Below are 23,014 nucleotides of genomic sequence, written 5' to 3' on the forward strand. Positions count from 1 at the left end.
GGCTCCGGCTCCGGCTCCGGCTCCGGCTCCGTCTGCCGGACCTGCCGCCAGCCACCGTTGGCAACTCAGGCAGCACGGGCGGTCCGGCGCCGAAACCGGCCGATCGGGTGCATCATGCGGCAGGCTGCCTGAGTTCCTGACGGAGCCGACGGGCGTCAGCGGAGCGGCAGGATCAGCGGTGTCCCCGTGCGCGGGTGCTCGAGCACCTCGACGTCCTGGCCGTAGACCGTGCCGATGCGCTCGGCGGTCAGCACCGCGCGCGGCTTGCCGCTGGCGACGACGCGACCACGCTGCAGCAGCGTGACCCGGTCGGCGTACGCTGCGGCCACGTTGAGGTCGTGCAGCACGACGATCACGGTGTCGCCGGATGCCGCCCGCTCCCGGGCCAGGCGCATCACGTCCTCCTGGTGCTTCAGGTCGAGGGCGGCCGTCGGCTCGTCGAGCATCAGCGTCGACGCTCCCTGCGCCAGCACGCGCGCGAGCGCGGCTCTGGCACGCTCGCCGCCGGAGAGCGACGGCACCGCGCGGGAGGCGAGCGCCGTGACGTCGGTCAGTGCCATCGCCTCGGCGATCATCCGCTCGTCGTCATCCTCCGCGTCGGTTCCGCGCCACGGGGCTCGCCCCATCTCGACGACCTCGCGCACGGTGAACGGGAAGAACACCTCGTGTTGCTGCAGCAGCACCGCGCGCACACGGGCGAGCTCGCGCAGCTTCCACGCGGCGAGCGGGCGCCCGTCCAGGGTCACGGTGCCGGCAGTCGGCGTGACGTCACCGGCGAGGGCGCCGAGCAGCGTGGACTTGCCTGCACCGTTCGGGCCGAGCAGGGCGTGCAGCTCGCCGGGGCGCGCCTCGAAGTCGACGCCGTCGAGCAGCCGGGCGCCGTCGATGGCGACGGTGAGTCCGGCGGCGACCAGGCTCGGACCGGCGCCGGCGGGGCCCTGCAGGGCGGGCGCAGCGGCATCCGACGCCCCGGTCAGTGAATCGGTGGCGCTCATCCCCATCCTCCGGAGCGGCGGCGCGTGCGGCGGAGCAGCCAGAAGAAGAACGGTCCGCCGACGAGGGAGGTGAGCATGCCGATCGGCAGATCGGCCATCGGGACGGCGGTGCGCGCGACGAGGTCGGCGCTGGCCATCAGCAGCGCGCCGCCCAGCACGCTCGCGATCAGCAGCGGGCGGTGGGCCGGGCCGAGCGCCATGCGCATGAGGTGGGGAACGACGAGGCCGACGAAGGCGATGATTCCGGCGAAGGCGACGGCGGCGGAGACCAGCACCGCCACGACGACGATCACGACGATGCGCACGAGCTCGACGTTCACCCCGAGGTGGCGTGCCCCACGCTCGCCGAGCGAGAACAGGTCGAGGGTGCGGGCCAGGCTGAACGCGACGATCAGGCCGATCAACACGAGCGGCGCAATGATCGCGACCTGCTGCCAGCGCGCGCCGTTCAGGCTGCCGAGCTGCCAGAAGATGATCTGCTCGCGCGACGCGCTGTCGCCGAGGAAGGTGAGCAGGGCCAGCGCCGCACCCGCGAAGGCATTGATCGCGATGCCCGTGAGCACAAGGGTCACGACCTCGGTCTTGCCGCGCGTGCGGCTGGCGAAGTAGACGAAGAGGGTCGTCGCCAGGCCGGCGATGAACGCGGCCAGGGCCACGCTCCACTCGCCGAGGAAGGTCCAGCCGAAGACGATGGCGGTGGCCGCTCCGAGCGCCGCGCCGGAGGAGACGCCGACGACGCTCGGCTCGGCCAGCGGGTTCGAGAACACGGCCTGCATGAGGGTTCCGGATGCCGCCAGGGCCGCACCGATCAGCAGGGCGAGCACGATGCGCGGGAAGCGGATCGTCCAGAGCGCGACATCGGCGGTGGGATTGGCGGCCGGGCCAACGTCGAGGCCGAGCGCCCGCAGCACGGAGCCGACGACCTCGCTCGGCGCGATCGTCAGCTGGCCGCTGCCGGCCGAGATGAGGCAGACCAGCACGAGCGCGACGCTGAGCGTGCCGAACAACACGGTGCGCCGACGGCGGAGCCGCCGGATTTCGACAGGCTCAATCAGCGATGGTGTTGGCCCAATCGGCGGGGCCCCGTCGGTTGAGCTCGTCGAAACCGCGTCAGGAGTCGCCGTCGCCGTGGTGCTGTCCGCCATCACTGGGCCTGCGCCGCGAGCGGGCCGGACTGCTCCGGCGCGTAGACCGCGCGGGCCAGCGCCTCCAGCACCTGCGGGGTGCGCGGGCCGAAGCTCAGGATCTCGGTGTCGCTCATGTCGACGATGCGGCGGTTCTCCCCGGCCGGTGTGCTCGCCAGGGCCGGGATGCTCTCGAGCAGGCCGTCCACGCCGTTGACCGACTCCAGCCCCTTGCTCATCACGAGCACGAGGTCGGGCGCGGCTTCGACGAGTGCCTCGGCGGTGACCGGGCGCATGCCCTGCCAGCCGATCTCGCCGGCGACGTCGACGCCGCCGATGCTCGTGATCAGGGCGTCGGCGGCCGACTCCTCGCCGAAGAGGTAGTACACGCCGGCGCTTCCACGCACGTAGAGGAAGAGCATGCGCGGCCGGTCGGCGGTGTCCGCGGGGGCGATGGCCTCGATGTCGGCAGTGACGGCGGTGAGCTCTGCATGCACACGCTCGGTGAGTTCGGTGCCGGCATCCGGAACGCCGAGGGCCGCCGCGACCTGTTCGATCACGGTGCCGATGGTGTCGATGCTGCGCTCGGAGGTGGTGATGACGACGGGGATGCCGGCATCGCGCAGCTGGGCGAGCACGGCGGGCGGGCCGAGCGTGGTGTCGGTCAGGATCACGGTCGGTGCAAGCTCGAGGATCGGCTCGGCGGAGAGCTGGTGGCCGCCCATCGTCACGACCGGCAGTGCGGCCGCCTCGGCGAATCCGGTGGAGCTGTCGCGGCCAACGACCTGCTCGCCGAGGCCGAGGCCGAAGACGGTTGCGGCGAGCGAGCCCGAGACGTCGAGCGCGAGAATGCGCGACGCGTCGGTCACCGTCACCTCTGTGCCCTTGTCGTCGACGACGGTCACGGGCAGCTGCGGCTCGGCCGCGTCGTCGATGGCCGTGATGCCGGCGTCGGCCAGGCAGGCCGTTGACGGGCCGACCCAGTCACGCGGCGCATCCAGCACGTCCAGCTCAGCGAGGGGGACCTCGGATGCCACGCACTCCCGCTGCGGTTCCGCCGCGACCGTGGTGCCGGCACAGCCTGTCAGGGCGAGCAGCGCGGCGGCCAAAGCCAGGGGAGCTCCGGCCCGCAGTGCGCGGCGCAAGGGGGAGCGGGGAGCAGAAGAGATCATGATTAGTAAGGATAGCCTAAGCTAAGAATTGACAGTTCGCTGTGAATCTGCAACGGTTAGGTAAGCCTTAGCTAACCATGCTGTGGCGTCAAATCCCAATCCAGCCCACGTGAACGATGACCGTTCCCGCGTGGGCTCCTTCTTGCCTGGAGAAGCCGCGTCGTGAAGACACTGCAGCAGCACCGTGCCCGCCCACAGAGATGGATAGCCACTCTCACGATCGCGCTCCTGGCGCTCGGCGCTCCGCTGGCCACCGCCGCGCCCGCGTTCGCCAGCGAGGCGCCGCCCGTTGTCGAGCCCCTCGAGCAGCCTGAGCGGACGCCGGTCGACGAGGCCGCGCCCGCCGACACAGCCCCGGCCGACGCAGCGGACGAGCCGGCGGCGGATGACGCAGCCGGGGAGCCCGCCGCGGGCGCGCCGGAACAAGCAACGGTCGCTCCGGCCCCCGAGGCCGCACCGCCGGCCGCAGCACCGCTCGTCGCCGGCGCCGCTGCGCTCGCGGTCACGGTGGACTCGGCATCCGAGGAGGCTGGGCTCTCCGTCCGCGTCGTCGGAACCGGATTCGGCGCGACGACAGGTGCATACGGTGCGCTGATCGAGAAGGGCACGGAGGCCGCCGTCGGCGCCTCAGGCGGCTACACCGCCTTCGGCTACTGGATGACGCCGGGCGCCATCGTAGACGGCGCGTTCGACAAGTCTCTCGTCGCCGCGACCACTGCCCTCGACCGCACCAAGCTGTACGAGGTCATCGTGTGGCAGGGCCACTCGGCCCCCAACGCCGACACGATCTACGCCCGCGCCGACGTCGCGCCGACGACCGAGCAGTGGGACGCGCTGTTCCCGCCCGCCGTCGCCCCGACGGTGTCGGTGTCGAAGACGGAGGGTCTGAACCCGGCCGGCGAGACCGTCACGGTGACGGGCACCGGTTTCGTTCCCGGTGACGGCACCTCGGGTACTCGCCCGCCCCTGGCCGGCAAGTTCGGCGGCTCCTACGTCGTGTTCGGTCGTTTCGCGGATGCGTGGAAGCCGTCCGAGACGGCTCCGTCGACTGCCCGTGTCGTCGCCGATCAGAAGTGGGCCGTTCCGGCCGCCGACATGGCCACGATCGGCGGTGCGAACGCAGGTGCGATCGAGCTGAAGGCCGATGGCACGTTCAAGGCGACGTTGACGGTGACCGAGGAGTTCGCGAAGAACCCCGGCACGGGCAACTACGGCATCTACACCTACTCGGGCAGCGGCGCGAAGGCGGCCCAGTTCGAGACGTTCACCCCGATCACCTTCGCCCCGAAGGCCGTCACCCCGACGGTGTCGGTGTCGAAGACGGAGGGTCTGAACCCGGCCGGCGAGACCGTCACGGTGACGGGCACCGGTTTCGTTCCCGGTGACGGCACCTCGGGTACTCGCCCGCCCCTGGCCGGCAAGTTCGGCGGCTCCTACGTCGTGTTCGGTCGTTTCGCGGATGCGTGGAAGCCGTCCGAGACGGCTCCGTCGACTGCCCGTGTCGTCGCCGATCAGAAGTGGGCCGTTCCGGCCGCCGACATGGCCACGATCGGCGGTGCGAACGCAGGTGCGATCGAGCTGAAGGCCGATGGCACGTTCAAGGCGACGTTGACGGTGACCGAGGAGTTCGCGAAGAACCCCGGCACGGGCAACTACGGCATCTACACCTACTCGGGCAGCGGCGCGAAGGCGGCCCAGTTCGAGACGTTCACCCCGATCACCTTCGCCCCGAAGGCCGTCACGCCGACGATCGCGGCATCCGTTGACTCGGCAACGGCGGAATCCGGGCTCACCGTGCGCGTCGTCGGTTCGAGCTTCGGCACGACGACCGGCGCATACGCCGCCCTGATCGAGAAGGGCACGGAGGCGAACGTCGACGCATCGGGCGGCTACGCAGCGTTCGGCTTCTGGATGACGCCAGGCGCCATCGTCGGCGGCGCATTCGACAAGACCCTGGTCGCCCCGACGACCGCCCTCGACCGCACCAAGCAGTACGAGGTCATCGTTTGGAAGGGCCACACCGCCCCGACCGCCGACACGATCTACGCCCGTGCAGCCGTCACCCCGACGGGCGGCCAGTGGAGTGCGCTGTTCCCCAGCACCCCGGGCGACGTGGCCACCACGACGACGCTGAGCCTTGACCGGACGTCCGTCGTCGCCGGCAGCACCGTCGCACTCACTGCCGCTGTCACGCCGGCAACCGCCCAGGGCAGCATCGTCTTTGCCGTCAACGGCGCACCAGCCGGTTCCCCCGTGCGCCTCTCCGGCGGTGCCGCATCTGCGCAGGCGGTGCTGCACACCGTGGGGAAGGCCGCGCTGACTGCGCGCTTCGTCCCGGATGCCGGCTTCGCGGCGAGCACCTCTCCGGCCAGTACCGTCGCGGTGACGAGCGCGGTCGTGCCGCCCGTCGCACCGACGGTGCAGGGCGGATCGCTCAGCTGGGGTGTCGGAAGCGTCTTCCGCAACTACGTCACCGGGCCCATCGCCAAGGGCTCGATCAGCGTCAGCGGTGGTGCAACCTCGGCGAGCGGTGTCTTCCAGTTCGGCCAGAGCGGTGGCAGCTTCAACCAGGCCAGCGGAACGGGAACGGCCGATTACTCCGGGAACGTGCGCTTCACCGGCCACGGCGGGATCCTCGACCTGACCTTCGCCAACCCGAGTCTTTCGGTGACCGGTCCGTCCAGTGCGAGCCTCTCGCTCTCCGTCAACGGCGGCCGCGTCGACTTCGCCACGGTCGACTTGGGTGCGGCCTCACGGTCGACGCTCAACGGCGCCACCGTGTTCAGCGGCGCTCCGGTCACCCTGACCGCTTCGGGATCGAGCGCGTTCCAGGGCTACTACCCCGCGGGGCAGAGCCTGGACCCGCTCACCGTCACGATCGGTGCCGCGGCTGCGGCGCCGGCCGGCTCGACCGGAACGGTGTCGACGGCATCCGTGCGCACCGCGGCAGCGAGCGACATCCCGGCGACCCCGCCGGCCACGACGGGCATTACGCTCGCCCCGGCCGTGCTCGCCGGACTCCAGGCCGGCGGCCAGATCTCCTTCGAGGTCGACGGCTTCGAGCCGAACGAGACCGGCATCCGCGTCGTGATCTACTCGACCCCGACCGTGCTGGCGCAGAACCTCACCGCCGACGCCAACGGCGTCGTGCGCTGGAGCGGAACCCTTCCGGCCACCCTCACCGGCCAGCACACGCTGACCGTTCAGGGGTCGATCAGCAAGGGTGTCGTCCTCACGATCCCCGAGCGCACGGTCGCCGGCTCGTGCGCGGTCTCCGGCGCAACGCTCGACTGGGGATTCAAGACGAGCTTCCTCGCCTACATCAGCAGCGGCATCGCCAGCGGCGGCTGGGAGCTCTCCGGCGGCACCACCGAGGCCGACGGCCTGTTCCACTGGGCAGACGGCTCGGGCAGCATCGACGCCGAGACCGGCTCCGGCCTCGTGAACTACACCGGCGGCATCCGCTTCACCGGCCACGACGGCGCCCTCGACACCACGATCGCGAACCCGCGCATCGAGCTCGTCAGTGCCACGGAGGGCTACCTCGTGCTCGATGTGACCGGCACCACCCAGCAGGGTGAGCCGATCGCGGCCCAGGCCGTGCGCTTCGGCAGCCTCGCCCTCGGCGATGGCAGCCTGCAGGTGACCGCCGACGGCATCACCGGCACCGACATCGCCGCCGAGCTGACGGATGCCGGCGCGGCAGCCTTCGGCACCTACCCCGCCGGCGACGCCCTCGACCCGGTCAGCTTCACGCTGCCGACCACCGACTGCGCCGTCGTGACGGAGGAGGCCGTTGCGGCCGAGACCGGGGCCGGCGACACGGAGGCGACTGCGACCAGCGCGGACACCGCCGAGCAGGGCGTCGACTGGGTCGTCTGGATTCTGGCCGCGGCTCTCGCCGCCGCCGCAGCTGTCATCGTCGTGCTGCTCGTCAAGCGGCGTCGAGCGGGGGCTGGCGCCTCGGCCGAGTAACACGGCGATGCCACGACGCAGGGCCCCCACCGAATACGGTGGGGGCCCTGTTCGTCTGTGCGCCGGAAAGCTGTGAGCAGCAATGGCGGTTGTCGTGGTGCCTTGAGGCTGCCGCCCTTCTCGACGCTGCGTGTCGAGCACTCAGGATGGTGCGCGAGAATAGAGGGGTGAGTGAAACCGCCGCACCAGACCCCGCACCGCACACCCCCGGCGAGCCGGTGGAGACCGTCGTCGCACACGAGACGCTGACGGTGCGCCGTTCGCCGCGCTACATGCGCTTCCTCGCGCTCGGCGCCGGCGTCGGAATCGTCGCGGCCCTGATCCTCACCCTGATCTTCCCCGAGAACGAGGACTACGACCGCGGTCAGGTGTTCGGCTTCCTGCTGCTGTTCCTGGGCGCGATCGGCCTCGGACTCGGCGCGCTCGTCGCCCTGATCATCGACCGTCGCGCCGCGCGTCGAGCCGTCACCGTTGTGGCGGATAGAATTGACGCGCATTCGAGCGACAACTCACAGTAAGGGGTCTCGGCTTGGCCAGAGGCGACGGACTTCTCAATCACGATCTTCTTCAGGGCGAGAAGGGGCCGCAGGACGCCTGTGGCGTCTTCGGGGTCTGGGCACCGGGCGAAGAGGTCGCCAAGCTCAGCTACTTCGGCCTCTATGCGCTGCAGCACCGCGGCCAGGAGTCTGCCGGCATCGCAACGAGCGACGGCGACAAGATCCTCATCTACAAGGACATGGGCCTTGTGTCGCAGGTCTTCAACGAGACCGCGCTCAACACGCTGACCGGCCACATCGCCGTCGGCCACACGCGCTACTCGACCACCGGTGCCTCGAGCTGGCAGAACGCGCAGCCGACGCTCGGACGCACCTCCACCGGCACCGTGGCCCTCGGGCACAACGGCAACCTCACCAACACGGCCGAGCTGCTCGAGCTCGTGCACGAGCGCTACCCGGAGACCGACGGCGAACTCCGTCGTGGCAACACCACCGACACCGCCGTCGTCACGGCGCTGCTGACGGGTGACCGCGAGCACACGCTCGAGCAGACCGCCCTCGAGGTGCTGCCCCGCCTCCGCGGCGCCTACTGCCTCGTCTTCATGGACGAGCACACCCTCTACGCCGCCCGTGACCCGCAGGGCGTCCGCCCGCTGGTGCTCGGTCGCCTCGACCGCGGCTGGGTTGTGGCATCCGAGACCGCGGCACTCGACATCGTCGGTGCCGCCTTCGTCCGCGAGGTCGAGCCGGGTGAGCTCATCACGATCGACGAAGACGGCCTGCGCACGCAGCGCTTCGCCGAGTCCAAGCCGGCCGGTTGCGTCTTCGAGTACGTCTACCTGGCCCGTCCAGACACCACGATCGCCGGTCGCGGTGTGCACGAGGCGCGCGTCGAGATGGGCCGTCGTCTCGCGGCGGAGCACGCCGTCGAGGCCGACCTCGTCATCCCGACCCCGGAGTCCGGAACCCCGGCCGCCATCGGCTACGCCCAGGCCAGCGGCATCCCGTTCGGCCAGGGCCTCGTCAAGAACTCCTACGTCGGCCGTACGTTCATCCAGCCGTCGCAGACCATCCGCCAGCGCGGTATCAAGCTCAAGCTGAACCCGCTCAAAGAGGTCATCAAGGGCAAGCGCCTGATCGTCGTCGACGACTCGATCGTGCGCGGCAACACGCAGCGCGCCCTCGTGTCGATGCTGCGCGAGGCCGGCGCCGCCGAGGTGCACGTTCGCATCTCGAGCCCGCCCATCACGTGGCCCTGCTTCTACGGCATCGACTTCGCCACCCGGGCCGAGCTCGTCGCCACCGGCCTCGCGATCGACGAGGTCCGCCAGTCGATCGGTGCCGACTCGCTCGGCTACCTCTCGGAAGACGGCATGATCGAGGCCACCGAGCAGCCGCGCGAGCGCCTGTGCACGGCCTGCTTCACCGGCAAGTACCCGATTCCGCTGCCGGAGTCGCAGCACCTCGGCAAGAACCTGCTCGAGCGCCCAGCCGCCTCCAACGGCTGCGACCCCGGGCCGGATGCCGAGTTCGAGAGCGTGCTCGAGACGAACATGCCCGTCGTGATCGGCGATCCGGGGCGACAGGAATAACGCGCCAGCGCTATTCAAGGCGGTAGCAAAGCCCAAGGAAACCTCGATAACCGCAAGCGATGCTGGTGCGGTGTCAGGGATCAGGCGAGCTCGGCGATGATCGGGCGCAGCGCGTCGGCGAAGCCGGCCGGGTCGCTCCGCAGCGTGTCGGTCATCGCGATCGTCGTGTGCCCGATCCACCACGCGCCGGATGCCGCAAGCGGCAGCAGTTGCACGGTGAGCTCGAACACGCGCGCCCGCCGGCCGTGCTCCCGTTCGTTCTCGGCGATCAGGCCGGCGTAGCCGAGCTTCAGCGAGCCGCGCGGCTCGTGCTGGTACTCGCTGAACCGGCGCGCGGCGGCATCCGACCAGGCAACCGCCGGGTCGGCAAACGGTGTGATCATCTCGATCAACAGCTCGGCCCCGCTCTCGGGCAGGGCGATCAGATCGCCGAACGCCGGCACCAGGTCGAGCGGAACGGGCGAGGTGTTGCGCTCCGGTTCGACGGCGCTGCGCCACCACGCCAGCCACTGCGTCTCGAGTGCGCTGCGCTGCGGTTCCGGCATCAGCTCGAATGGCAGCGGGGCGGTCACCGGCTCAGGCTGACCGTCGCCCTGGCGGTGCTGGCCTCCGTGCCTCGGCATGAGGTGGTGCTGCGAGTGCCGCAGCTCACGGAGCGCCGCGGCATCCGGAACGCCGTTCACGCCGAGCAGTCGTGGGAGCTCTACCGGGGCCTCGATACCGAGGCGGTCACGAAGGTAGAGGGCGAGCAGCACCTGACGACTCGCATCCTCGCGAACCGACCACCATGCTGCGCCGGAGCCCCACATAGCGCCAGTGTATCCCTCGGCCCGGTAGCGCGGACCGGGAGTTTTCGAGAAATATTCGCCATCGGAGCGGCGTGCGCCGCCGGGGAGTCTGGCAGCCGTTCGCGGCCCGGTACCCTATTAGGGTGACCGAGAATTCTTACGCCGCTGCAGGCGTCGACACAGTAGCCGGTGACCTCGCGGTCGAACTCATGAAGGCGGCCGTCTCCAAGACGCACGGCCCCAACGTTCTGGGGGGTGTCGGCGGTTTCGCCGGCCTCTTCGACGTGTCCTTCCTGACGGCCTACAAGCGCCCGCTGCTGGCGACGTCGACCGACGGCGTCGGCACCAAGGTCGCCATCGCGCAGGCCCTCGACAAGCACGACACCATCGGCCAGGACCTCGTCGGCATGGTCGTCGACGACATCATCGTCGTGGGCGCAAAGCCCATCTTCATGACCGACTACATCGCGTGCGGCAAGGTCGTTCCCGCGCGCATCGCCTCCATCGTCGAGGGCATCGCTAAGGCCTGCTCCGAGACGGGCACCGCCCTCGTCGGCGGCGAGACCGCCGAACACCCCGGTCTGCTCGGTGTCGATGACTACGACGTGGCCGGTGCGGCCGTCGGTGTCGTCGAGGGCGACGCCGTGCTCGGAGCCGAGCGCGTGCAGCACGGCGACGTTGTCGTGGCGATGGCCTCCTCCGGCATCCACTCCAACGGCTTCTCCCTGGTGCGTCACATCCTCTCCAGCAACAACATCGGCTACACCGACCACTCCAACGAGTTCGGCGGCGTCGTCGGCGAGGTGCTGCTCGAGCCGACCCGCCTCTACACCGGCCCGCTCGTGCGTCTGCTCGAAGACCCCGCGGTCGGCGGCAGCGTGCACTCGCTCAGCCACGTCACCGGCGGTGGCATCGCGGCGAACCTCGCGCGCGTGCTGCCCGTCGGCTCCTGGGTCGAGCTCGACCGCGCCAGCTGGTCGCCTAACAGCGTCTTCCGCGTGCTCAGCGACCTCGCCGGCACCAGCCTCGAGAGCGCGGAGGGCACCTGGAACCTCGGCATCGGCATGTTCGCCGTCGTGGCAGCGGATGCCGCGTCGAGCGTCGTCGCCAAGCTCGAGGCCGAGGGTATCCACTCCTGGGTCGCCGGTCGCGTCTCGACCGCCCCCCGCGACTTCACCGGTTTCGAGCAGGGTGCAAAGGGCGTCGACGGCGGCGCCGTGCGCCTCGTCGGCAGCTACGCGAGCTAGCTCCCGCTCGCCCCTGATCCGTCGGTCGAGTAGGCCCGCCAGGGCCGTATCGAGACCCGGTTTGTCGCGCGAAACCGGGTCTCATTGAGGTTGTCTAGATCGCACCAGCATCGCTGGCGGTTCTCGAGTTTGCCTGAGTTAGGGCTGCCGCCTTTCGCGGCGCTGCGCGCCGCGCCAGCATCGCTGGCGGTTGTCGAGTTTGCCTGAGAATGGGCTGCCGCCTTTCGCGACGCTTCGCGTCGCGCACGAAAAGCCGTGAGCTCAGCGTCGAAACGCTGAGCTCACGGCATCCGAATCAGAATGAACGCTAGGCGCGCTTCTGCTCGTCCTCGGTGGCGTAGGTGTCCTCGTACTGCGTGGACTCGTACTCAGGCCACTTGGCGAGATCCTCGTCGAGACGGTCCTCACCGGCGCGAACATCGCCGCTGTGGGTGAGTTCGCGCTCGAGTGCACCATAGTTGGTGTCGGGGCTGAAATACTTCAGCTCACGGGCAACCTTGGTGTGCTTTGCTTTTTGACGGCCGCGCCCCATGCGAGACCCCCTTACGATGACAGGCCGGGTGCCGATGATGCACCCGGGATTTACCGATAAAAAGTATGAAAACTAACCGCCAGTTTAGCATGTAGGGTGCGCTGTGCCGGTGGCTGCTTCGCAGGCCCAGATCTGAGATGAGGTGTGATGGATTCCGACCGTTTTGTACCGGTCGTCGTCATCGGCGCCGGGCAGGCTGGACTCGCGGTCGCCTACTATCTGAGGCGCTTCGAACTCGTGGCCGGACAGGACTTCGTCGTGCTCGATCGGGGCCCGGATGCCGGCGGCGCCTGGCAGCACCGGTGGCAGAGTCTGCGGCTCGGCTCCGCCCATCGCGTGCACGATCTGCCCGGCATGGCCGAACTCGGTCTGAGCTTCGACACCGCGGAGCGGGACGTGCCTGCCCGCGAGGTCGTCGGTGACTACTACCGGCGCTACGAGCAGCACTTCGAGCTCGGCGTCGAGCGCCCGGTCACCGTGCGCTCCGTCGCCAACCGCGGCGCCGACCTGTTGGTGCAGACCGACCGCGGCGCGATCGAGACCCGTTTCGTCGTGAACGCGACGGGCACGTGGGGCGCTCCGTTCATCCCGCACTACCCTGGAACGCCCGGCTTCGCCGGGCGGCACCTGCACACGGCCGACTTCGTCTCCGCCGAGGAGTTCCGCGACAAGAACGTGATCGTGGTCGGCGGTGGCACCTCGGCGATCGGCTTCATGCTCGAGCTGGAGGGCATCGCATCCGGCCTCACCTGGGTGGCACGCCGCCCGATCGACTGGCTCGACGGCGAACAGCTCGACGTCGAGGATGCGACCGCCGCTGTCGCCCAGCAAGACAAGGCGGCGCGAGCGGGCCAGGCGCTGCCGAGCATCGTGAGCGGGACCGGAGTGCCGAAGACCCGCCGCATCGCCGCCGGCATCAACCGGGGGCTCCTCGTGGCCAAGCCGATGTTCGCCAGGCTCGAGGCCGACGGTGCCCGCTGGGCCGACGGCAGCTTCGCTCCCGCGGATGCCATCATCTGGGCGACGGGCTTCCGTCCGGAACTGCGCCACCTCGCCCCGCTCAAGCTGCGCGAGCAGGCAGGCGGTGTCACGGTGGCCTCCGGTGCGTCGTGGACCGACCCGCGCATCTTCCTCGCCGGCTACGGGCCGCAGGCATCCACCATCGGGGCGAGCAGGGCGGGGCGCACGATCGCCCGCCAGATCATGGCGCTGCTCTAGCCCGCGCAGTTTGAGCCTGTCGGAACCCGACCAGCAGCGGTTGCGGCTTCTGAGTTTGCCTTGGCGAAGCCCTGAGCGCGTGCGCGGAAGCATCTGCCGCGGAAACCGCACGCGAAACCGCACCAGCATCGGTGACGGTCGTCGAGGTTGCCTGAGTGAGGGCTGCCGCCTTTCGCGACGCTTCGCGTCGCGCTGACACGCGAAGCCCTGAGCGTGTCCGCGGAGACAGCTGCCGCGCGCGTTGAGCTGGTCGAAGCACCACTGGTCCCGTTGGCAACTCAGGCAATTCGGCCCGCGCCGCACTTCCCGTCGCCGTACCCGCAGGGATTGCTGCGAACGCCCGCCGTGCTGCCTGATTTGCTGCCCGAAACCGCACAGGCATCGGTGACGGTTGTCGAGGTTGCCTAAGTTGGGGCCGCCGCCTTTCGCAAGTGGTTTCGGCGCTTCGCGCCTAAACTACTTGCGCTTCTTGCGGCGTGACGCCGATGGACGCGAGGTGGTCGGTGCCGTGCCCGGTTGCACGGCCGTGGCCGTCGAGCCCGCGCGCGGCTGCGGCCGCCCGTCGGCCACCGTCGCGGGTGCGATCGGCTTGCGCGGCACCGGGCGCACCGGCTCGCCGCGGCGGTCCTGGCCGGGCACGGGGCGCGAGCGGCGTCCGTAGATCAGCTCGCTGGAGTCCAGCAGCCAGGGCACGAGCGCGATCGTCACACCGTGGACCAGCATCAGCTTCTGGCGCACGCGGCGGGCCTTGTGGTTGTGCAGCAGGCCCTCCCACCAGTGCCCGACGATGTACTGCGGCATGTAGATGGTGGTCACCTCGGAGCCGTGCTCCTCGCGACGCGACTTCACGTACTGGATCAGCGGGTGGCTGAGGTCGCGGTATGGCGAGCTCAGCACACGCAGCGGCACCTGGATGTTCATGCGCACCCAGTCCTTCTTCAGCTGCTTCGTCTGCGCGTCGTCGAGCGACACGTGCACGGCTTCCAGCGATTCGTGGCGGGCCGCGATGGCGTAGTCGAGGGCCTTGAGCACCGGCTTCTGCATGTTGCCGACGAGCACGATGGCGTGGTCGCCCTGTGAACCGAAGGTCGTGACCGGATCGACCTCGATCTCCTTCGCGACATCGCGGTAGTACCGGTTCACGCCGAGCATCAACAGGAACAGGATCGGCATCATCAGGAAGACGAGCCAGGCGCCGTGGGTGAACTTCGTGATCGTGACGACCAGCAGAACGACGGCCGTCATGGCCGCGCCGATCGCGTTGATGGTGAGACCCCGCCAGATGGCTCCACGGTCGGAGCCCGGCTTCTTCAGCTCGCGTAGCCAGTGCACGACCATGCCGGTCTGGCCGAGCGTGAAGGAGACGAAGACACCGATGATGTAGAGCTGGATCAACACGGTGAGGTTGGCCTGGAACACGGCGAGGATCAGTACGGCGGCCAGCGCGAGCAGCAGCACGCCGTTCGAGTAGATCAGGCGGTCGCCGCGCGTGCTCAGCGACTTCGGTGCGTAGCCGTCCTTGGCGAGCACGGATCCGAGAAGCGGGAAGCCGTTGAACGCGGTGTTGGCCGCGAGCAACAGCACGAGCGCTGTCGCCGCCTGGATCACGAAGAACAGGATCGAGTTGTTGCCGAAGGTGGCGGCGGCCACCTGGGCGATCAGGCTGCGCTGCGGTTGCGTCTCGCAGTCGGCGAAGCCGATCAGGTGGCAGGCGTCTTCGGCGTAGTGCACCTGCGAGATCAGCGCCAGCGCGGTGAGTCCGGCGAACAGCACGATGGCGATGCCGCCCATCAGCACCAGGGTGCGCTGGGCGTTCTTGACCTTCGGCAGCCGGAAGGCCGGCACCCCGTTCGAGATCGCCTCGACGCCGGTGAGCGCGCTGCATCCGCTGGCGAAGGAACGAAGAAGTAGCAGGATGACGGCGGCCTGCGTCAACTGCTCGGCCTGCACTCCGTATGCCGCCGACTCGGCCACCGGTGCGTCGCCGAAGATGGTGCGCACGAGGCCGGTGACGATCATGAGCGCGACGCTGCTGATGAAGAGGTACGTCGGAATCGCGAAGGCCTTGCTCGACTCGCTGACCCCGCGCAGGTTGATCGCGGCGAGGATGATGACGAAGACGATCGCGAGCTCGACCCGGAAGGGGTTCAGCTCCGGAATGGCCGAGATGATGTTGTCGACGCCGGAAGCGACCGAGACGACGACCGTCATCACGTAGTCGACGAGCAGGGCGGATGCCACGACGAGACCGGCCTTCTCGCCGAGGTTGCGGTGCGCCACCTCGTAGTCGCCGCCGCCGGAGGGGTAGGCCTTGATCAGCTGCCGGTAGCTCGCGACGACGGTGACGAGCAGCACGATCACGGCCAGAGCCACCCACGGGGCGAAGCTGAGGAACGCGAGCCCGCCGATCATCAGGATCATCAGCAACTCCTGTGGGGCATACGCCACGGAGGAGAGCGGGTCGCTCGCGAAAATCGGGAGGGCGAGGTGCTTGGGCAGCAGCTGCCCCTCGAGCTTCTCGCTGGGCAGCGGTCCCCCGATAATCCAGTGTTTTGCTGAGCGCAGCTCGGCCGGTGCCTCAGGCGTGTCGTTTGTCACGGCTGGAGAGCCTACGCCCGAGAATGCCGCGTACGGCGGCCCCTAACGGTTTCCTAACACCCGGCATGTTCACGCGGCCCCCAATGCCCTCGCGGCGATGATCCGGCGGTACTCCAGACCGCTCTGTTTCACGGTGCGCTGCTGGGTCTCGTAGTCGACGCGCACGATCCCGAAGCGCTTCTCGTAACCCCACGCCCACTCGAAGTTGTCGAGCAGCGACCAGTAGAAGTAGCCGTGCACGTCGACGCCGTCGTCGATGGCGTCGAGCACGGCGCCGAGGTGCTCGCGCAGGAACGCGGTGCGCTCCGGGTCGGGCACGGTGCCGTCATCCGCCACCGTGTCGTCGTAGGCCGCACCGTTCTCGGTGACGTAGAGCTTGACGCGGGCGGGGCCGCTGTACTCCGCCTCGACCTCGACGAGGAGTTCGCGCAGGCCGTCCGGCTGCACCTCCCAGTCCATGGCGGTGAGCGGCAGCCCCTGCGGGTGGTTGAAGACGCCGTCGGCGGCGGGGAACGGCGAGCGGGTCTGCCTCGTCGTCGGGGCATCGCCGACGAGCGGGTGCGCGGCCGGCCGGTCGCTGACGAACTCGCCGTGGTAGTAGTTGACGCCGAGCGAGTCGATCGGCTGTGCGATCTGGGCGAGGTCGCCGTCCTTGACGTACTTCTCCAGGCCGAGCCCGGTGACGTCCTCGAGGAAGTCCTCCGGGTAGCTGCCGCGGAAGACGGGGTCGAGGAAGACCCGGTTGAACTGGGCGTCGATGCGGCGGGCGGCGTCGAGATCGCCGGCGCTCGCCGGGTCGACCGGCTTGGCCACCGTGAGATTGAGTGTGATGCCGAGCTCGAGGGCGGCGTCGCGCTCCCGCAGCGCCTCGATCGCGAGGCCGTGTGCGAGCAGCAGATGGTGGGCGGCGGCGAGGCCCAGCTCCGCGCTCTGTCTGCCGGGGGCGTGGGCGCCGGCGGTGTAGCTGAGGAAGCTGGAGCACCACGGCTCGTTGAGCGTCGTCCACACCGGCACCCTGTCGCCCAGGGCATCGTGCATGCTGAGCGCGTAGTCGCGGAAGCGGTACGCGGTGTCGCGGTTCGTCCACCCGCCATCCTCTTCGAGCGCCTGCGGCAGGTCCCAGTGGTAGAGCGTGAGCCATGGACGGATGCCGGCGCCGAGCAGCTCGTCGGTCAGCCGCGAGTAGAAGTCGACGCCCAGCGGGTTCACGGCGCCGCCGTCCGGTCGCACCCGTGCCCACGAGCTGGAGAAGCGGTAGGTCTGCAGCCCGAGGTCTTTCATCAGGGCCACGTCGTCGCGATAGCGGTCGTAGTGTTCACAGGCGGTCTCGCCGGAGTCGCCGTTGATCACGGCGCCAGGAACGCGGCAGAACGCGTCCCAGATCGAGTCGGTGCGGCCGTCCCGGTGGGCGGCGCCCTCGATCTGGTAGGCGGCCGTCGCCGCGCCGAAGAGGAATCCGGGCGGGAACGGGCGGGCGGATGCCGCGGCGCCCGCGCCGGCTGCGCGCGTCCTCGCGGCTGCCGATGATGCGGCCGCATCCGCACGGCGCTCGTCGCCAGAGATCGTGCTCATGAGCCCATTGTTCGCCAGCGGGCGCGTTTCGTACACCGTCATCCGCAGATTGCCTCGGAATTCGTGCGCGGCCCCGGGCCTCAGCCTTGGACCGGGCGCCCGTGAACCACAGGCGCCCGCGGCGCACCGAGAGTGCAGAAATTGCGCTGAAATCGGCCAGCGGGGAGCAGTTTCTGCACTCTGGATCGATTCACAGTGCGGGCAGATGCGGCGGCGTGACGGACCGCGGCGCGGCTACTCGGTGCCGACGGCCTCGATCACCCTGGCCAAGGTTGCGCGCAGGGTGGCGAGCTCGTCGAGGCTCATGCCGAGGCGCCTGATCACCTGCGGGGGGATCGCGAGCGCCTGCTCACGCAGTGCGCGGCCGGCATCCGTCAACGTGATGTCGAGGGCCCGTTCGTCGTGGGCGTTGCGGGCGCGCGTGATGTACCCGGCGGCCTCGAGTCGCTTGAGCAGGGGGGAGAGGGTGGCGGGCTCGAGCTGCAGCGCGGCGCCGATGTCGCGCACGGTGCGCGGGCTGGACTGCCAGAGGGCGAGCATCACGAGGTACTGCGGGTGGGTGAGCCCGAGCGGCTCGAGGATCGGACGGTAGGCGCCGATCACGCCGCGGGCAGCCACGGCCAGGCCGAAACACACCTGGCTCTCGAGCGCGAGCAGGTCGACGGCTCCCGCATCGGCCGATTCGATGTCGAGCACGACCGATTCCCTGTCGACGGATGACGCGGCGCCCGCCGCACGCTGTGCGCGCGTGCCGCTCTCGGCCTCGTTCGTCATGTCGTCCATCATGCCGTTCATTGTCTCGTTCGCCGTGCCGTTCATCGGAGCCCGCCTCTGCCTCATCGCCGCCCGGTTTGAGTGGTGACGATTTACTTAGTACACTAATCATTATGGCACGAAGTAAAGATGAAGGTACGGGCGGCAAGCTCTCGGGTCTCTTCGACAAGCTCAACCGGAAGCTCGTGCCGTACATCGGCCCGCCCCCGCTCGGTCCGTACAACGAGACGCCGCCGGCCGTTCCGGCGCCCAAGCTCTGCCCACTCTGCGGAGTTCCGATGGCCGAGCACGAGATCGACCGCTCCGGCGAGCGCACGCAGCTCTACTGCCCGCGCCCCAGCTGACCCTCGCTCGCCCGGCGCACCCGGTATCCGCCCGGCGCCGTTCCGCGCCGCTCACGCCGGAGTTGTTTCTGGCGCATAACGCGGTTACTGGCGCGCTACGTGTGCGGAGCCGGACGCGGCGGCCAGGCCGGAGGCCGCGAGGCCGCGGCTCAGTTCGCGCGCAACAGGCTGAGCACCTCGGCCTGCACCGCGTCGAGCCGCTGGCGCAGCAGGATCGCGGCCTCCGGCGACACTCGAGACCGGGCCGCCTGCGTGCGCAGCTCGGTGCGGAGCACCTGGCGGAACTGCGTGATCGCCATCTCGGCGTCGTGCACCGCGCGGTTCGAGTCGATGTGCTGCTGCTGGCTCGATCCGGCTGCATACGCCGCCTTCGCCGACTCGGTCTTGCCGCCGCGCTTGGCGTCACGCGCGGCGCTCGCCAGATCGGCGCGCAGGCTGCGCATGGCGTCGTTGACGCCGGCGCGCACCTCGTCGGCGATGCGCCGCACGGAGTCGGTCATCGCGTCCTCGATCGAATCGAGCTCACCGCGCCTCGCCTCGAGCTCGGCCCGGCCGGCATCCGTGATCGAGTAGGTGGTCTTGCGACCGTCGCTCTCCTTGGTCACCAGCCCCTCCTCCTCGAGCTTGGACAGGCGCGGGTAGATCGTGCCTGCGCTCGGGATGTAGCTGCCGCCGAAGCGGTCGCTCAGAGCCTGGATCAACTCGTAGCCGTGCCGCGGCTGCTCGGCCAGCAGGGAGAGCAGGTAGAGCCGGAGGCTGCCGTGGGCGAAAACCGGCGGGGTCATGCCGTGGCCTCGCCGTCGCTCGAGACCGTGAAGTCGACGGGGGCGGGGGTTCCGCGCCGCACGATCGAGATGTTGCCCGAGACCGAGTTGGCCTGCAGGTCGAGCCAGCTGCCCGCGAGCTCGCCGATGACGCGCTCGAAGCCCTTGCCGAGGGTGCCCTTGAAGGTCGTGTCGTCGAGGAAGACCGTGCCGGCGACCGTGTTGACGCGGTAGCGCTCGCCGAGGCCGGCGTCCAGGCGCACCGTGAGGTCGCCCGAGACGGTGTTCGTGTTGATCTCCGACGGCGTCCCGACGATGTCGAGGATCATGTTCCCCGAGACGCCGTCTGCGCTGAAGCGCGTGATCGCGCCGCTGGCGACGATGTCGCCAGAGACCGTGTTGACGTTGACGCGGCCGGTGTGGTTGCCGACCGAGACCTCGCCGTTGACCGTGTTCACGTCGAGGTCGCCGATCACGTGGTCGACGACGACGTCGCCGGTCACGGTGCTGAGTTTCGCGTCGCAGGCGAATCCGGAGACGAGGGCCTCGGCCGAGACGACGCCGAGCTTGATCGCGACATCGCGCGGCACGAGCACGCTCACCTCGGCCTTCGCGCTGCCGGTGAAGCCCTTGAACACGTCGAGGAAGTTGTCCCAGCGCAGCTGTGGGTGGTCGATCTCGAGGCGGTCGCCGTCGATCTCCACCTTGAGCTCCTTGCCGGTGACGGAGTGCACCTCGACGCGCGCGCTCGTCTCGTCGTGGGCGATGATGTCGATCTTGCCGCCGATCATGCCCACCTTGAGGCTGCGCACGAACTCCAGGTCGATGACCTTGCTCTGGCCGGGCTGGATGAGCCACTTCTCGATTGCCATTGTTGTCTCCTTGCGTGGTGGCGGATGCCGATGCATACGCGATATATCGCGTTGTGCTTATGCTCACGATATATCGCGTTTGGGCGCGCGTCAAGATTTGTGGCTGCGAAAGTGCCGGATGGCGCAGCCGCGCGGGCGCGCCGCCGCGGTGAACCGGGGCTTGACATTGACGTAGCGTCAACTTCTACGGTTGTCAGTGACGGCGCGGACGCGCGGGAGAGGGAGACATGCACTGGTCGATTCAGGAGATCGCGAAGCTCGCCGGAACGACGAGACGGGCCTGCTGCGACCGAGCAGCGTCGGCTCTAACGGCTATCGCCACTACGACGAGGCCGCGCTCGTTCGACTGCAGCGCATCCTGCTGCTGCGCCAACTCGGACTGGGACTGCCGGCGATCGCCGAGGTCCTCGCCAACGAGCGCGACGAGAAGCAAGCCCTGCACGGCCACCTCGACTGGCTGCGGCAGGAACAAGACCGGCTGGCGCGGCAGATCGCGTCGGTCGAGCTGACGATCAACACCCTGGAGGGAGGTGAACAACTGATGGCAGAGAACATGTTCGATGGTTTCGACCACACGCAGTACAAGGAGGAGGTCGAGCAGCGCTGGGGCGCGGACGCCTATGCGAAGAGCGACACCTGGTGGCGCTCGATGTCGGCCGAGGAGAAGGCCGGGTGGCAGCAGCGGCAGCAACAGCTCGCCGCCGACTGGAGCGCGGCCGCCACGAGCGGCATCGCCGCGGACAGCGCGGAGGCGCAGGCACTGGCCCGCCGACACGTCGAGTGGCTGAGCGGCATCCCCGGCACCCCGGGCGGCGGCTCAAGCGGCCCGCCCAAGGCCTATCTCCTCGGCCTGGCCGAGATGTACGTGGCCGACGAGCGCTTCGGCGCCAACTACGGCGGGCAGGCCGGAGCGGAGTTCGTGCGCGACGCGCTCACCGCGTTCGCGGAGCGCGAGCTCTAGGGCGGCGAGCCGCTCGCGGGAAGGCGGTCGGGTCCGGATGCCGCAGGCCGCGGCATCCGGCACCCGACGGCCGTGTGGGCAGCCCGACCGTGCTTCGGGGGGAATCCCCCGTGACAGGCGCGGCCGAGGTTACTAGCGTCGAAGGAGTAGAACTTGGGTGCCCGATCGGGTGGCCACGACAGGGAGAATACTCATGCGCACCACCATTCGAACCGCAACTCGCATCAGTGGGGCCGTGGCCGGCCTCGCGATCGGCGCGACGATCCTGAGCGGATGCGCGCTGCTGCCGGCGCACGGCATGGGCGACGAGACGACGCTCAGCGACACCGCCGGCATCACCAGTGTGCGCATCGACGATCCCAGCGGGAGTGTCAGCGTGAGCGGGGAGACGGGCGCCACCGACATCCGCATCGAGCGCGACATCCAGTACTGGGGCGCCAAGCGCGACATCGGGACGACATTCGAGGTCAACGGCGATGAGCTGGTGCTCAGCGGATGCGGTCAACGCTGCACGGTCAACTACACGATCGAACTTCCGGCCGGCGTCGACGTGAGCGGCCAGACCGAGAACGGCGAGATCGAGCTCAGCGACGTGAACAACGTCGACGTGAGCACAAGCAACGGGCGCATCTCGCTCGAGGACGTGACCGGGCGCATCGAGGTCGGCACGAGCAATGGTCGCATCGAGGGCAGCGAGCTCAGCGGAGACGGCATCATCGCCAAGACGTCGAATGGCTCCATCGAGCTGGAGCTCGCCACCCCGCAGGATGTGAAGGCGAACACCTCGAATGGTTCGATCACGCTGAGGGTTCCGACCGGCGGGTACGAGGTCGTCGCCGAGACGTCGAACGGCGGCAAGAACATCGACATCGCGAGCGACCCGAACGGCGAGTTTCTGCTCGACCTCGGCACCTCGAACGGGTCGATCACCGTGCGGGACAGCGCGAGCAGCGACGACTGACCCGCACGGGCCACGGCGCTGGCACCGCGTGGTGCTAGCCCTGCGGCCCGCGCGGGCGGTCGGGCACGGCGCGGTAGCCGTCGCGCCGCGCGATCTGCACAGTGGCGACGATTCCCCACGCGGCGAGAAGCGCGATCAGGCTGAGAAAGACGATCATGGGGTGCCTCCTTTCCGAATGCGGATGACGGTCGCCGAGCGGTCAGGCCGACGCCGGTGTCAGTTCGCCGGCGAGTCCAGCTGCGGACTCGACGGGGTGGCGGTGCCCTCGAGCTCGGTCTCGAGCTCGGCCTCGAGCTGCGCTGCCTCGAGCCGCTCTGCGTCGAACTGCTCTGCGTCGAGCTGCTCTGGCTCGGACGCGGCCGGGTCGGATGGGGTCGCCGCGGCATCCGTTGCCCGCGGCTTCACGGCGAAGAACGGGATCGCCCACTGGCAGAGCGGGCCGACGAGCAACGCGAAGGCGGCGGTGCCGATCCCGACGTTGCCGCCGAGGATCCAGCCGAGGGTGACGACCGTGAGCTCGATGCCGGTGCGCACCTTCCAGATCGCCCAGCCGGTGCGGGCGTTCAGGCCCGTCATCAGGCCGTCGCGCGGGCCGGGCCCGAAGTGGGCACCGATGTAGAGGCCCGTGGCGACGGCGAGCACGAGCAGGCCGGCGATGAAGAGCAGGATGCGCACCCAGAGGTCGAGGCCCGCGGGGATCAGCGCCAGGCCGACGTCGGCCGATGGTCCGACGAGCAGGGCGTTCAGAACGGTTCCGATGCCGGGCTTCTGCCGCAGCGGGATCCAGATCAGCAGCACCATGGCGCTGGTGAGCACCGTGATGAGGCCGAAGCTGAGCCCGGTGTGGATGCCGATGCCCTGCGTCAGGACGTCCCAGGGCGCGGCGCCGATCTCACCGCGCACGATCAGCGCGATGCCGATGCCGTAGAGGAAGAGGCCGAGGAAGAGCTGCGCGAAGCGTCGGGGGAGACGCCCGGTCACGGGGGCGAGGGAAGTAGTCGAAGAAGCCACCCTCATATCCAATTGCA

General features: G+C 69.4%; 19 protein-coding genes and 1 pseudogene. 8 read left to right on the top strand and 12 right to left on the bottom strand.

Translation table 11 applies throughout. The features are described 5' to 3' along the window. Positions 1-155 precede the first annotated feature (155 nt). The 3 genes from EV379_RS00915 to EV379_RS00925 are packed head-to-tail and all read right to left on the bottom strand — an operon-like array spanning position 156 to position 3,291. Positions 156-995, bottom strand: coding sequence for a heme ABC transporter ATP-binding protein (locus EV379_RS00915; protein WP_130504497.1), 840 nt, complete (start codon positions 993-995; stop codon positions 156-158). Next, entirely contained in the window at positions 992-2,140 is a 1,149-nt protein-coding gene (locus EV379_RS00920; RefSeq protein ID WP_130504498.1) for a FecCD family ABC transporter permease, read from the bottom strand. Before EV379_RS00920 ends, EV379_RS00915 begins: the two co-directional genes overlap by 4 nt. Next, positions 2,140-3,291: a heme/hemin ABC transporter substrate-binding protein gene (locus EV379_RS00925; RefSeq protein WP_130504499.1), complete on the bottom strand. Its 1,152-nt coding sequence runs from the start codon at positions 3,289-3,291 to the stop codon at positions 2,140-2,142. The genes EV379_RS00920 and EV379_RS00925 overlap by 1 nt, the downstream gene beginning before the upstream one ends. A gap of 162 nt (positions 3,292-3,453) precedes the next feature. On the opposite strand from EV379_RS00925, the gene EV379_RS00930 reads away from it, so the two are divergent. The 3 genes from EV379_RS00930 to purF all read left to right on the top strand — a co-directional run bounded on the left by EV379_RS00930 (position 3,454) and on the right by purF (position 9,355). Beyond that, entirely contained in the window at positions 3,454-7,266 is a 3,813-nt protein-coding gene (locus EV379_RS00930; RefSeq protein ID WP_130504500.1) for an HtaA domain-containing protein, read from the top strand. Between the two features lie 167 nt (positions 7,267-7,433). Then, complete coding sequence (locus EV379_RS00935; RefSeq protein WP_242616178.1) at positions 7,434-7,784, top strand: hypothetical protein; 351 nt, start codon at positions 7,434-7,436, stop codon at positions 7,782-7,784. 11 nt (positions 7,785-7,795) lie between these two features. Then, positions 7,796-9,355, top strand: coding sequence for an amidophosphoribosyltransferase (gene purF, locus EV379_RS00940; protein WP_130504501.1), 1,560 nt, complete (start codon positions 7,796-7,798; stop codon positions 9,353-9,355). 80 nt (positions 9,356-9,435) lie between these two features. On the opposite strand, the gene EV379_RS00945 is transcribed toward purF, so the two are convergent. Next, complete coding sequence (locus EV379_RS00945; RefSeq protein ID WP_130504502.1) at positions 9,436-10,164, bottom strand: zinc-binding alcohol dehydrogenase; 729 nt, start codon at positions 10,162-10,164, stop codon at positions 9,436-9,438. A gap of 122 nt (positions 10,165-10,286) precedes the next feature. Between EV379_RS00945 and purM the strand changes: the two genes are divergently transcribed. After that, positions 10,287-11,390, top strand: a complete 1,104-nt coding sequence (purM, locus tag EV379_RS00950) for a phosphoribosylformylglycinamidine cyclo-ligase (RefSeq protein WP_130504503.1) — start codon at positions 10,287-10,289, stop codon at positions 11,388-11,390. Positions 11,391-11,697: 307 nt separating this feature from the next. Here purM and EV379_RS00955 read toward each other — a convergent pair whose 3' ends face one another. Continuing rightward, on the bottom strand, positions 11,698-11,922 hold the full coding sequence (locus EV379_RS00955) for a DUF3073 domain-containing protein (protein ID WP_130504504.1): 225 nt from the start codon (positions 11,920-11,922) through the stop codon (positions 11,698-11,700). A gap of 147 nt (positions 11,923-12,069) precedes the next feature. Between EV379_RS00955 and EV379_RS00960 the strand changes: the two genes are divergently transcribed. Next, positions 12,070-13,140: an NAD(P)-binding domain-containing protein gene (locus EV379_RS00960; protein WP_130504505.1), complete on the top strand. Its 1,071-nt coding sequence runs from the start codon at positions 12,070-12,072 to the stop codon at positions 13,138-13,140. A gap of 456 nt (positions 13,141-13,596) precedes the next feature. Here EV379_RS00960 and EV379_RS00965 read toward each other — a convergent pair whose 3' ends face one another. The 3 genes from EV379_RS00965 to EV379_RS00975 form a co-directional block, all read right to left on the bottom strand. Then, positions 13,597-15,738 carry an APC family permease gene (locus EV379_RS00965; protein WP_130504506.1) on the bottom strand — a complete coding sequence of 714 codons (2,142 nt, stop codon included), beginning with the start codon at positions 15,736-15,738 and terminating at the stop codon, positions 13,597-13,599. Positions 15,739-15,807: 69 nt separating this feature from the next. Continuing rightward, complete coding sequence (locus EV379_RS00970) at positions 15,808-17,310, bottom strand: GH1 family beta-glucosidase (protein WP_130504507.1); 1,503 nt, start codon at positions 17,308-17,310, stop codon at positions 15,808-15,810. 234 nt (positions 17,311-17,544) lie between these two features. After that, entirely contained in the window at positions 17,545-18,129 is a 585-nt protein-coding gene (locus tag EV379_RS00975; RefSeq protein ID WP_341273519.1) for a MarR family winged helix-turn-helix transcriptional regulator, read from the bottom strand. 68 nt (positions 18,130-18,197) lie between these two features. Here EV379_RS00975 and EV379_RS00980 point away from each other — a divergent pair, with 68 nt between their 5' ends. Next, positions 18,198-18,428 carry a hypothetical protein gene (locus EV379_RS00980; protein ID WP_130504508.1) on the top strand — a complete coding sequence of 77 codons (231 nt, stop codon included), beginning with the start codon at positions 18,198-18,200 and terminating at the stop codon, positions 18,426-18,428. 149 nt (positions 18,429-18,577) lie between these two features. On the opposite strand, the gene EV379_RS00985 is transcribed toward EV379_RS00980, so the two are convergent. Together EV379_RS00985 and EV379_RS00990 are read right to left on the bottom strand one after the other, a co-directional pair. Beyond that, on the bottom strand, positions 18,578-19,213 hold the full coding sequence (locus EV379_RS00985) for a PadR family transcriptional regulator (RefSeq protein WP_130504509.1): 636 nt from the start codon (positions 19,211-19,213) through the stop codon (positions 18,578-18,580). Then, the gene (locus EV379_RS00990; protein WP_130504510.1) at positions 19,210-20,064 is read right to left on the bottom strand and encodes a DUF4097 family beta strand repeat-containing protein; all 855 of its coding nucleotides are present in this window, start codon (positions 20,062-20,064) and stop codon (positions 19,210-19,212) included. The genes EV379_RS00985 and EV379_RS00990 overlap by 4 nt, the downstream gene beginning before the upstream one ends. Positions 20,065-20,291: 227 nt before the next feature. Between EV379_RS00990 and EV379_RS00995 the strand changes: the two are divergent. Together EV379_RS00995 and EV379_RS01000 are read left to right on the top strand one after the other, a co-directional pair. Continuing rightward, positions 20,292-21,025: pseudogene (locus EV379_RS00995) on the top strand (MerR family transcriptional regulator). Between the two features lie 193 nt (positions 21,026-21,218). Next, entirely contained in the window at positions 21,219-21,986 is a 768-nt protein-coding gene (locus tag EV379_RS01000) for a DUF4097 family beta strand repeat-containing protein (RefSeq protein ID WP_130504511.1), read from the top strand. A gap of 34 nt (positions 21,987-22,020) precedes the next feature. Here the strand turns inward: EV379_RS01000 and EV379_RS17465 are convergent, their stop codons facing one another. Together EV379_RS17465 and yczE are read right to left on the bottom strand one after the other, a co-directional pair. After that, positions 22,021-22,143, bottom strand: a complete 123-nt coding sequence (locus EV379_RS17465) for a hypothetical protein (RefSeq protein WP_278044013.1) — start codon at positions 22,141-22,143, stop codon at positions 22,021-22,023. 59 nt (positions 22,144-22,202) lie between these two features. Next, the gene (yczE, locus tag EV379_RS01005; RefSeq protein WP_207226172.1) at positions 22,203-22,967 is read right to left on the bottom strand and encodes a membrane protein YczE; all 765 of its coding nucleotides are present in this window, start codon (positions 22,965-22,967) and stop codon (positions 22,203-22,205) included. Positions 22,968-23,014: the final 47 nt, after the last annotated feature.

The sequence above is a fragment of the Microterricola gilva genome, assembly GCF_004217495.1.
In the GTDB taxonomy this organism is placed as follows: domain Bacteria; phylum Actinomycetota; class Actinomycetes; order Actinomycetales; family Microbacteriaceae; genus Microterricola; species Microterricola gilva.